The organism is Roseomonas chloroacetimidivorans, assembly GCF_049629625.1.
GTDB lineage: Bacteria > Pseudomonadota > Alphaproteobacteria > Acetobacterales > Acetobacteraceae > Roseomonas > Roseomonas chloroacetimidivorans.
The window spans coordinates 1-10,714 of the sequence record NZ_JBNBZS010000129.1 but is presented as its reverse complement, the minus strand read 5'-3'; the positions used below and the strand labels follow the sequence as shown (position 1 = coordinate 10,714).

Genomic DNA, 10,714 nt, shown 5'->3' with positions numbered 1-10,714 from the left:
GCGAGGACGCGTGCCTTCGCCATCTGGGCGGAAATCAGTGGGGCACCTGCCATAGCGTAAGATCTGAGCCAGCATCGCCTCCGGCCTGCAAGCACGATCAGTCCAGCGCCAACAACTTGACGGTGCCCTCGGAGGTCCACTCGACAGCAACGCTGTTCACGCAGCTCGCCTCTATGTCGCCCGCTGAACCGTCTCCGACTGGGCGCGGGGGGCGTCAAATACAGTTCGTTACGAACGGCAGGATGTCAGGATTGGTTTCTGCCCAATTGGAGGAGCCTCGGTCAAACGGCACACTTCCGCAGCCGGATCCCGGCCTCCGGTAGCGTCGACGGTGTAGATAAGCGTCCAACCGGGCGATCGCGATCCACCGGATTACGCAGAGCGGCGACCATCTCTCCCTGCACCACGCCCCCCGACGGGCTTCTTCCCATGCGTGCCTGCCGGCTGCCTTGTTTGCGAACTAGGCGGCAAATGCTTTAATCACCGGGATGAGAGTCATCCGTCCTCGCCCGTCTCCGTCTGATCTCTGGGACTGCTACACACGCCTTTCAGCCGGCCCCAAGCTGGTCCTGCGCCTCAAAAGCCTGGTGTTCCTGCCAACCGGCAAGACCGTCTTCTTGGAGTGCCTGACGCGGGCTGGGCTGCGCGCGCCCGATGGCAAGGCCTGGTCCTCCCGCTCTCTCAATGCCGTGCTCGATGATTTGCTCCGCCAGGGGCTGCTGACCGAGGACCTGGCCTGCGCTGCGGCGCTCCTGCATCCGGCCGCGGTCGATGCTGCCGCCTCGACAGAGGGCGAACAGCTCATGGCGGCGGTCCGCCATGCGTTCCCCGTGCGGCGCAGCAGCCCCTATTACTCCGCTGTCCAGCAATCCGACGGGGATGCGCTGCGCCGCCTGATTCGGCTGGCGGTCTACGCGAACGACGCGGCCGCCTTCACGGCGAACCGTGACCTCCACGATAAGGAGTGCTCGCCACATCGCACGGCGGACCTCCTGGCGCTGCTGTTCTCCGGAACCCCGCTCGCGGCCGACTGGCTCGCCAGCCGGCATCCGCTGCTCCAGCTCGCCCTGTTCGACGCCAAGCTCTCCGGCTTTTTCGCGACCGGCGTGCCCGGCCCTGACGTGCTGGCGCTCATCGACCACTACCGCGCGCAGCAGGACAAGGACGGCTTCGCCGCCGTCAGGCCCGTCCTGCTGCACTACGACCTGCTCGCCGGCAGGCTGGAGAGCGTCCGGCAGGGGATCGCCGGGATTGAGGACGCCACGGATGTCAGGCGCATGGCACTGGAGGGGGCGCTCGCCTTCCTCGAAGGCCGGAACGAGGCGGCGGTCCAGCACTACCGAGGCGCCCTGAAGCTGCGTCGCAAGCAGGTCGGCAAGCGCAAGGTGTTCCTGGACGGCGTGCACGGACTGTTCTTCGTGATGGCCCTGCTGCACGCCAACGACGCCGCGCTGCAGGCCGAGATCCAGGCCGGACTCGACGCCATCATATCGCCTGCATCCCCCTATGCCGGCGGCTTCCTGGCGTTGCAGGCGCTGCTCTGGCTGGTCCAGGGGCTGGGAACGAAGGCGCGGGAGCTGCTGGCGCAGTTGCGAGCAGCGATGCCGGCCGAGCCCCTCTCCGCCGCCTGCATCGCGCTCGCGGAGCACGCCGTGGACGCGGACCTCACCCGAGCGCACCGCGCCGACCTGTCCGCCCGTTTCGCGCAGCTCAAGGACGTGCTGCCGCTCATCGCGCGCATCCATGCCGAGCTCCTGGCCGAGGCAGCGGACGCGCCCGGCCCCTATCAGGCCTATTTCGCCGGGGCCGGTCAGGATGTGCGCGTGGCCTTCACCGGGCTCGTCCAGACCCGTCAGCCCTGGGAGCGCGCGCTGGAGAGCCTGGATGCGTTCCTCGCCTCCGGGACCGCGAAGGCGAACGCGTCGAAGGGACCCGGCAAGCCCAAGCGCCTGGTGTGGTTCCTCGACCCCGAGACGCAGGATGTCGAGGTCGCCGAGCAATCGGCGCGGGGCAAGGAGGGCTGGACCGACGGCCGCCCCGTCGCGCTGAAGCGGCTCCACGAGCGGGACCCGCGCCTCGACTACCTGACGGAGCAGGACCGCGTCGCGTTGCGCACCCTGCGCAAGGAGACGGCCGGCTGGTACGGCGACGTCAGCTACTACTTCGACGCGCCGCGCACGATCCCGGCCCTGGTCGGGCATCCCACCGTGTTCGACGCGCGCCGGCGCTCCCAGCACATCGAACTCGTGCGTTATCCGCTGGAGCTGGTCGTCACCGAGCGCCGCGGCGGCTACCACGTCGCGCTGTCGCACACGGCGGACGCGCCGACCGTGTTCCTGGAGCCCGAGACGCCGACGCGCTTCCGTGTGGTCGAGTTTCCCCAGCAGATGCTGGCGGTGCAGGAGATCCTGGGCCGGCGTGGTCTGGTCGTGCCGAAAGATGGGCGTGACCGGCTCGTGGCGCTGGTGCAGCGGGACAACCCGACCCTGCCGATCCGCGCCGAGATCGACGCGGTGGCGCAGGAGGTCCTTGAGGGGATCGCCACGCCGGTCGTGCAGCTCGTCCCGTATGGGGAAGGGCTGAAGCTCACCCTGGTCGTGCGGCCCTTCGGCGCCGAAGGGCCGGCCTATGTGGCGGGCCTTGGCGGGCGCTCCGTGCTGGCGAGCCTCGGCGGGCAGCAGCGGCGCGCCAACCGGGACCTGGCGCGCGAGCTGGCCGAGCGCAGTGCCTTGGTCGCGGCTTGCCCGACCCTGCGCGACCGCGGCGGCGCGGACGCGCACGAGGTGGTCATCGAGGATCCCGAGGGCTGCCTGGAGCTGCTCCTGGAATTGCAGGCCTATGCCGGCCCGGTCTCGGTCGAGTGGCCCGAGGGAAAGCGGCTGCAGGTCTCCCCGCTCACGCCGGACAAGCTGAAGCTCCAGGTTGGCCAGGACCGCGACTGGTTCAGCGTGGACGGAACGGTTGCCCTGGACGAGGACCAGGTACTGGAGATGCGCTTCCTGCTCGAGCGCCTCGACCGCGCCCGGGGCCGGTTCGTGCCGCTGGATGATGGCCGCTTCGTTGCGCTGACCCGCCAGCTACAGGCGCAGCTGCAGCGGCTCGCTGCGGTGTCGGAGCCACATCGGGCCGGGCGCCGCGTGCATAAGCTCGGCGCGCCCGCGCTGGAGGCGGTGCTGGAGGAAGCAGGCGAGGTCAAGGCGGACGCGGTCTGGACGCGCCACGTTGCCCGCATCCGGGCGGCTGAGGGCTGGACGCCGAAGCTGCCCGCGACCTTGCAGGCGGAGCTGCGCGACTACCAGGTCGAGGGCTTCGCCTGGCTCTCGCGCCTGGCACGCTGGGGCGCCGGCGCCTGTCTGGCCGACGACATGGGCCTGGGCAAGACGGTGCAAGCCATCGCCGTCATGCTGGGTCGCGCGGAGGAGGGACCCTGCCTCGTGGTGGCGCCGACCTCGGTCTGCCCGAACTGGGAGGCGGAGATCGCGCGCTTCGCGCCGACGCTGACCACGCACCGCCTCGCCACCGCGGGCGACCGCGCCACGCTCGTCGCCGGACTGGGGCCGCGCGACGTGCTGGTGTGCAGCTACGGCTTGCTGCACCAAGAGGCCGGGTTGCTCGGCGGCCGGCCCTGGCAAATGGCGGTGCTGGACGAGGCGCAGGCCATCAAGAATGCGGAGACCAAGCGGGCGCAGGCCAGCCTCCAGCTGCAGGCCGGGTTCCGCCTGGCGCTGACCGGCACGCCGGTGGAGAACTACCTCGACGAGCTCTGGAGCCTGTTCCACTTCGTCAACCCCGGCCTGCTCGGCTCGCGCGAGGCTTTCCAGAAGCGCTTCGCCGGCCCGATCGAGCGCGACCGCGACGCCGCCGCGCGCCAGGCGCTCCGGGCGCTCATCCGGCCGTTCTTGCTGCGCCGGACCAAGGCCGCCGTGCTGAGCGAACTGCCGCCGCGCACGGAGCAGATCCTTCGGATCGAGATGGGGGACACGGAGCGTGCCTTCTACGAGGCGTTGCGCCAGCGTGCCCTGGAGAACATCGCCGCGCTGGACACCCCCAAGGGCAAACGGAAGATCCACATCCTCGCCGAGATTACCCGCCTGCGGCGGGCCTGCTGCAACCCCGCCCTGATCGATTCCGCAGCGGGCGTGCCGAGCGGCAAGCTGGACGCCTTTCTCGACCTTGTCGAGGATCTGGTCCGCAACCGGCACAAGGCGCTGGTGTTCAGCCAGTTCGTCGGCCATCTCGGGTTGGTGCGGGAGGTGCTGGACGCGCGCGGCATCAGCTACGAGTACCTGGACGGCAGCACGTCGTCCGCCGAGCGGGAGCGCAGGGTCGCAGCGTTCCAGGCCGGCAAGGCGGAGCTGTTCCTGATCAGCCTGCGCGCGGGCGGCACCGGGCTGAATCTGACTGCGGCGGACTATGTGGTCCACCTTGATCCCTGGTGGAATCCGGCCGTAGAGGATCAGGCCTCGGACCGTGCACATCGGATTGGACAGGAGCGGCCGGTGACGATCTACCGGCTGATCATGGGGGACAGTATCGAGGAGCGGATCCTATGCCTGCACCGCGATAAACGCGGCCTGGCCTCCGAACTCCTGGAGGGAGCGGAAGTCACCGGACGCCTGAGCGAGGATGAGCTGCTCAACCTTATCCGAGCCTGACGGGGCTCGGCTCTGATGGAACTTCCCACCCGAGAGCCACACCGCTTGGCTGATGATCTCGGCCGGGAAGCGGTACCCAGCGAAGCTGGGGCAGGCGGGTGCGGTCATCCCACCCGACTACCCGGAGGCAGGCCGCGCGGGCAAGCTGGCGGCCAGCCGACTTGACTATGCCCCCGGCGGTCACGTCGGCGGTGCGGCATCCGGCAGGTCATCCGGTCGTGGTACGTTGTCCCGGCCTGCCTTCGCCAGGATCGCCTTCCCCCGCCCGGGTGTGGCACGCCCGCCACGGGCGGCGAAGTAGCGCTCCGCCTCGGCCTGAGCACCGACGCGCGCGGCGAGGGCGGTCGCGATATACTGGTTCAGGCTGACGCCGGCCGCCTCGGCCTGGGCGCTCGCGCGCTCCTTGAGGTCATCCGGTAAGCGCAGGGCGAAGCCGCTCATTGATCGATCCTCCTCAGCACCGTGCTTGGCCGCTCGACTGGGATTCCGAAGCGAGCGGCACCGGCTATCATGTCCTTCAGGTTGAACGAGGTCACCACATCGGCGGCTCCATTGATCGCCGTCTCGAGAACCAAATCATCATCGGGGTCACGGGCCGCTGGCCGCCAACGATAGTCGAACGCCACGGGTGCACAGAGGCTGGCCAGTTCGTCCAGGACGGCGACCACCTCGGCCGCATCCAGCCCTGAGCGGGCCAGGGTGGAAGGGCGGGTGAGCACGTCCTCGTACTCCAGCATCAAGGGCGTCGAGAGGAGCAGACGCGCCCGCCCATCGAGCACGGCCAGTAGGAGTTGGCGTGACGCTCCTCTGGCGCTGTCGAACGCCGCGAGCATGACATCGGTATCCAGGACCAGCCTCAGCACAATGATATCATATATGATACCGCATTTAAACTACAAGCCTGTAGAGCTGCCATCGACGGGGCGGATGGCAGCCAGGTGGATCGAAAGGCAGCTGGAAAGCGGTCCGTCAGGGCCCGACCTCGGGCGCGTCAGGTTCGGAGGAATCACGCAAAGGACGGTTCCCGGCGAGACGAACTCCTGCTTGGTCCTTCATCTGCTCTGGAAGGCAGTGTGGCGCCTCACGGAGCCGCCGCGGAGTTCATGCCCCGCCGGCCCACAGCACCTCAGCCGCCGGGCCGAGACATTGGAAGTGCCAAGAGCACTCCCCAGCAGCCGCCCCGTTCACCTGCTGGTGGACAGCACGGGGCTACGACTATGTGGCCCGGGTGAGTGGCTGATGGAGAAGCACGGGACTAGGACACGCCGGTCGTGGCGCAAGTTGCACATCGGTGTGGATGCCGATACCGGGCTGTCGCGCGACAATCTGGACCCGTGGTTCAGCGACAATCAGCGACACATCCACCAATTGCATCCCCGCGCTGACCGGATCCTCGTCAAGCCCGAAGCCGCCGCAGGCGGTGGCCTGAAAGGCCAGGCTTTACGGGGGTTCGGTCAGCAAGGACGATCGGAGGCGGATGCAACTATGAGCAGCGCCGTAATGTTCGCTCGCGGCGCCCTGATTGTCGCGGGCGAGCAGGTCCAGATTGTCGCGCTACACCGGGCGGATCGTCGCGGCCGAGTTGACAGCGCAGGAGGTCGATGACGCCACCCAGATCGGGCCCTTGCTCGCGCAGGTCGCGGACCCGATCGCCCCGTTCACCGCCGATGGCGCCTATGATCAGGATGGCGCCCACGCTGAAGTCGCTGCACGACACCCCAATGCTGCAGTGATCGTGCCGCCCCGGTCCAGTGCCGTGCCGAGCACCACAGCCGAAACGGCGCAAACCCAGCGCGACCAGCACCTCCGGACCACCGTCAAGCACGGGCGCATGGCTTGGCAGAAGGCGTCTGGCTACCACTGGCGTGCCCTGGTCGAGGCGGACATTGCGCGCTTCAAGAGGGTCATCGGCTGCGGACTGCGCACGGACCGGCGCCGTGCGACCGAGGTGGCCATCGCCGTCCGCGCACTCAACCGCATGCTCGACCTCGGACGCCCGGAATATGTCCGCCTTGCGTGATCGAGGGCGTCAATCGGCGTACCGCGCCTACACGCTGGAGCTGTGCAACGCAGTCGCGGTCAGCCCAACCGCTGCCCCCATTTTACTCCGCCCAGCGCTCCAAAGTTCCTCCGGCGTTGACACCTGGTCGTCTATTGCTCGCGGAAGGCGCGGTGGAAGCTGTCGAGGATCGGTTGGATCAGGTAGCGGAGGAAGGACCGCTCACCAATCTGGATCTGGGCCTCAACCGGCATGCCTGGGCGCAGCTCGACATTTTCCAGTCGGCTCAGCTGGCCCTCGTCGATCCGCACCTGCACGCGGTAATACTCGCGGCCTGTGCGCTCCTCCGTGGTCACGTCACCGGCGACCACAGTCACCTCTCCGTTCAGGAAGGGGACCAGACGCTGTTTGAAGGCAGGCAGGCGGACCTCTGCCAGAAGGCCGGGATGGACCACGTCGATATCATTGGGGGCGACGCGCACCTCGGCGATCAGGCGGTCGCGCGCCGGCACCAGCTCCATCACCGGTTCGCCAGGGCGGACCACGGCACCGGGGTTGAAGAAGCGGGTGTTCAGGACCGTCCCGTCCTCGGGGGCCAGGATGTCGCGGCGGGCCGAGACGTCGTTGGCCGCGCGCAGCTTCTCCTCCGTGTCATTCAGCCGGGCGCGGACGTCACGGGCTTCGGTGGAGGCCTCCTGCATGCGCTGGTCGAGCACCTGGCGGATCTGCGCCTGGGCCTCCCCGATCTGAGCCTTGGCCCGGTTCACCTGAGAGCGCAGGTCCCCAATGCTGCCCTCCGCCGAGGCGATCTGGCGCTGGAGGGCGAGCAGGCGCGGCATGCGCTCCAGCCCCTGGCGGACGAGATTACGGACATCCGCCTCCTCGCGCTGGAGCAGCTCGAGCTGCCGGACCTGGCCGTTGATCTGCGCCTCGGCCGAGCTCACGGCGGATTGGTACTGAAGGATCCGGGACTCCAGCACCTGGAGCTGGCTCCGCAGATTGGCCTGGCGGGTCGCGAAGAGCACGCGCTGGCCGTTCATGGCCTCACGCGCACGGGGGTCATCGGACTGGAGCAGGGCCGGGGCGAAGGCGATCTCAGAGGCGCCCGCGATCTCGGCGGCGATGCGGCTGTCCTGCGCGAGCAGTGCCCAGCGCTGGGCGCGCAGCGCTTCCTGGTTTGAGGCGGCCTGTACGTCGTCCAGCCGCATCAGCGGCTGGCCGGCCTTCACCACATCGCCGTCGCGCACCAGGATCTCGCGAACAATGCCACCTTCCAGATGGGCGATGGTGCGGCGGCTGCCTTCGGCCTTGATAATGCCGGGCGCGATCGCGGCCTCGCTCAGAGGCACGAAGACCGTGAAGGCGGCCAGTCCGATCACGAAGGTGAGCAGGGCGGCAAGGCCCAGCGCCATCGGCCCACCAGTGCGCGGCCGGGGCATGGTGATGGCCGGCAGCCCGGATTCCGGGGTCCGACGGGCGGGAAGGCTCGGGGAGGGGAGGGACAGGCTCATGCGGCCACTCCGGGAAGGCTGGGGCCGGGCCGCTGCTGCCCGGGCGGTATGGCGCGTGGCGTGCGCAGGCGATTCAGCACCTCGGCCCGCGGGCCGAAGAGCTCCGCCGCGCCGTCACGCATGACCAGGACCTTGTCGACACCCTGGATCAGAGAGGGGCGGTGGCTGACGAGAACGATGGTGGTGCCGGTCGCCTTCAGGGTCGCAAGCCCCTCGCGGAGCCGCGCCTCGGCATCGCCGTCCAGGCTGCTGTCGGGCTCGTCGAGAATGACCAGGCGCGGGTTGCCGAAGAAAGCGCGGGCCAGACCGACCATCTGCCGCTGCCCGCCCGAAAGCGACGGGGCACCGTCGGCGATCTCGGTTTCGAAGCCCTGCGGCAACCGCAGGATCGCTTCATGGCAACCGGCGAGCGTGGCGGCGCGGTAGACCGCGTCCGGGTCCACCTCCTCCTGCAGCCGGGCGATGTTGCGGAAGACCGTGCCCTCAAACAGCTCCACATCCTGGGGCAGGTAGCCGACATAGCGACCCAGATCCTCGCGCGGTCAGGTCGAGAGGTCTGCCCCATCCAGCCGGGCGCTGCCGGCGATCGGCGGCAGGGTACCAGCCAGGAGGCGGAGAAGCGTGGTCTTGCCCGAGCCTGACGGGCCGATGATGCCGAGGACCTCACCCGGCTCCAGCGTGAAGGATACGCCCTTGATGACGGCGTTCTGCTGGCCGGGGACGGCCCAGGTCAGGCGCTCTGCGGTCAGGCGGCCCTTGGGGGCGGGCAGGGGCTCGCCATCCGGCCGTATGCGGGGCAGGGCGAGGAAGGCGTGCAGGCGCTTCAGAGCCTGACGGACATTCACGAGCGCCTTCCAGCCGCCGATCAGCTGCTCCACCGGCGCCAAAGCTCGGCCCATGATGATGGATCCGGCGATGGAGGCACCCGAGGTGAGTTCCTGGTTCAGGGTCAGATATGCGCCGACGCCCAGCACGGCAATCTGCACAGCCAGGCGAACGAACTTCGTCAGCCCCATCAGCATCGCCGAGCGGGTGGCGGCAAGGTCCTGAAGGGGCAGAGCCTTGGCCGTCGTGCCCTGCCAGACCCGCAGCAGCGCGGGCAGCATGCCCATGGCGTCCGCGGCCTCGGCATTGCGCGCAATGGCATCAGCGCGCTTCTGGGCCGCGATACCGGCCGTTCCGGCCTGGCGCAGCGGACCGGAGGTGGCCAGTTCGCTGGTCAGGGCCAGGGCGAAGAGGATGACGGCGCCGGCGAGGGCGATGCAGCCGAGGATCGGGTGCAGCAGGAAGATGACGGCAAGATAAACGGGCACCCAGGGCACGTCATAAAGCGTGAGCGCCCCGGCCCCGGAGAGCCAGTTGCGGCAGACCGAGAGGTCCCGCAGTGCCTCCATCCGATAGGGGCGGTTCCGCAGCGTCGCTTCCAGCGCCCGCGCGAAGCCCTCCGGCGCCACCCGGGCCTCTACCCAGGTCGCGAGCCGCTGCATAATCTGGGACCGCACGCCCTCGAGCAGGGAAAGGACGGCAATGGCGAAGATCGCCACCACCGTCAGCCAGAGCAATGTGTCCGTGCTGCGGGTCGCGAGGACCCGGTCGAACACCTGCATCATATAGAGGGAGATCGTCAGCTGCAGCAGGTTCAGGACCAGGCTGAAGACGCCAACGACCGCGAATTGCGTACGGCATGCCGCCAGGGCATCGGCCAGGGCGCCTCGCGACGAGGGCAGTGCCGGGGGGGGGGTGTGTTGCACCGGTCGGCATGGCGATAAGCCTGAGGTAGGATAGCGAGGGAACGATGCCCTGCCATCCTCGAGGGGGCATTGGCAAGTTGATAGGCGGTGGTCGGAACGACCGAGCCGGGGCAGTCTGACGGGATGACGTCAGCCTCCGCCACCTACGCTGGATACCGCTTCCCGGCAGAGATCATCAGCCACGCTGTGTGGCTCTATCATGTGTTCAGCTTGAGCCTGAGAGACGTGGAGCTGATCCTGGCGGGGCGGGGCATCACCGTCACGCACGAGAGCATCCGGAACTGGTGCCGCAAGTTCGGTGCGGGGTTCGCGGCCAAGCTGCGGCGCCGCCGACCGAAGCCGGGCGACACCTGGCACCTCGATGAGGTGTTTTTGCGCATAAACGGAGTGCTGCATTACCTCTGGCGAGCAGTGGACCAGCACGGCGTGGTGCTGGATATCCTTGTTCAGGATCGGCGGAACGGGAGTGCAGCCAAGCGGTTCTTCAAGCGCCTACTCACGGGGCTCAAGTACAGGCCGCGCCGGCTGGTCACCGATGGGCTGAAGAGCTACGGCGTGGCAAGGCGCGAACTCCTGCCAGAGGTCCGGCATCGGAGCAGCCGTTTCCTGAACAACCGGGCGGAGAACTCGCATCGACCCACCCGTCGTCGAGAGCGGCAGATGCAGCGGTTCATGTGTGGACGGCGCCTGTGGCGCAAGAGGTTTTCAGCCGTGATTCCTACCGGTCGGGTGCATCCATGTGTTCGGCCTGTTTGCGCAGCGCCCATGGCTGCTGGCCCTGATGAAGTCCGCGGATCG

At 68.5% G+C, this 10,714-nt stretch carries 6 protein-coding genes and 3 pseudogenes; 4 read left to right on the top strand and 5 right to left on the bottom strand.

Features of this window, described 5'->3' with window-relative positions; all coding sequences use genetic code 11:
- Window positions 1–488: 488 nt before the first annotated feature.
- Entirely contained in the window at window positions 489–4,655 is a 4,167-nt protein-coding gene (locus tag ACO1BU_RS34025) for a DEAD/DEAH box helicase (RefSeq protein ID WP_424140352.1), read from the top strand.
- Window positions 4,656–4,688: 33 nt separating this feature from the next.
- Here ACO1BU_RS34025 and ACO1BU_RS34020 read toward each other — a convergent pair.
- From ACO1BU_RS34020 to ACO1BU_RS34010, 3 genes and pseudogenes are all read right to left on the bottom strand, one after another.
- A pseudogene (locus tag ACO1BU_RS34020) lies at window positions 4,689–4,763 on the bottom strand (IS6 family transposase); the annotation flags it as partial.
- 72 nt (window positions 4,764–4,835) lie between these two features.
- Window positions 4,836–5,096, bottom strand: a complete 261-nt coding sequence (locus tag ACO1BU_RS34015; RefSeq protein WP_424140351.1) for a toxin-antitoxin system HicB family antitoxin — start codon at window positions 5,094–5,096, stop codon at window positions 4,836–4,838.
- Window positions 5,093–5,518 (bottom strand): putative toxin-antitoxin system toxin component, PIN family, encoded by a 426-nt coding sequence (locus ACO1BU_RS34010; protein ID WP_424140350.1) that lies wholly within the window; start codon window positions 5,516–5,518, stop codon window positions 5,093–5,095. The genes ACO1BU_RS34015 and ACO1BU_RS34010 overlap by 4 nt, the downstream gene beginning before the upstream one ends.
- A 253-nt stretch (window positions 5,519–5,771) precedes the next feature.
- Here ACO1BU_RS34010 and ACO1BU_RS34005 point away from each other — a divergent pair.
- Window positions 5,772–5,966: pseudogene (locus ACO1BU_RS34005) on the top strand (transposase); the annotation flags it as partial.
- A gap of 235 nt (window positions 5,967–6,201) precedes the next feature.
- Window positions 6,202–6,675 (top strand): transposase, encoded by a 474-nt coding sequence (locus tag ACO1BU_RS34000; protein ID WP_424140349.1) that lies wholly within the window; start codon window positions 6,202–6,204, stop codon window positions 6,673–6,675.
- Window positions 6,676–6,806: 131 nt separating this feature from the next.
- Here the strand turns inward: ACO1BU_RS34000 and ACO1BU_RS33995 are convergent, their stop codons facing one another.
- Together ACO1BU_RS33995 and ACO1BU_RS33990 are read right to left on the bottom strand one after the other, a co-directional pair.
- The gene (locus tag ACO1BU_RS33995) at window positions 6,807–8,165 is read right to left on the bottom strand and encodes an HlyD family type I secretion periplasmic adaptor subunit (protein ID WP_424140348.1); all 1,359 of its coding nucleotides are present in this window, start codon (window positions 8,163–8,165) and stop codon (window positions 6,807–6,809) included.
- Window positions 8,162–9,064: pseudogene (locus ACO1BU_RS33990) on the bottom strand (type I secretion system permease/ATPase). The gene ACO1BU_RS33995 and the pseudogene ACO1BU_RS33990 overlap by 4 nt, the downstream one beginning before the upstream one ends.
- A gap of 975 nt (window positions 9,065–10,039) precedes the next feature.
- Between ACO1BU_RS33990 and ACO1BU_RS33985 the strand changes: the two are divergent.
- Window positions 10,040–10,714, top strand: a 675-nt coding sequence (locus ACO1BU_RS33985; protein WP_424140347.1) for an IS6 family transposase, incomplete at its 3' end; no start/stop codon positions are given.

What these genes read in the sequence shown, in the direction of transcription:
- ACO1BU_RS34025 (WP_424140352.1), top strand. Translation starts at nt 489, where the DNA reads ATGAGAGTCATCCGTCCTCGCCCGTCTCCGTCTGATCTCTGGGACTGC.
- ACO1BU_RS34015 (WP_424140351.1), bottom strand. Translation starts at nt 5,096, where the DNA reads ATGAGCGGCTTCGCCCTGCGCTTACCGGATGACCTCAAGGAGCGCGCG.
- ACO1BU_RS33995 (WP_424140348.1), bottom strand. Translation starts at nt 8,165, where the DNA reads ATGAGCCTGTCCCTCCCCTCCCCGAGCCTTCCCGCCCGTCGGACCCCG.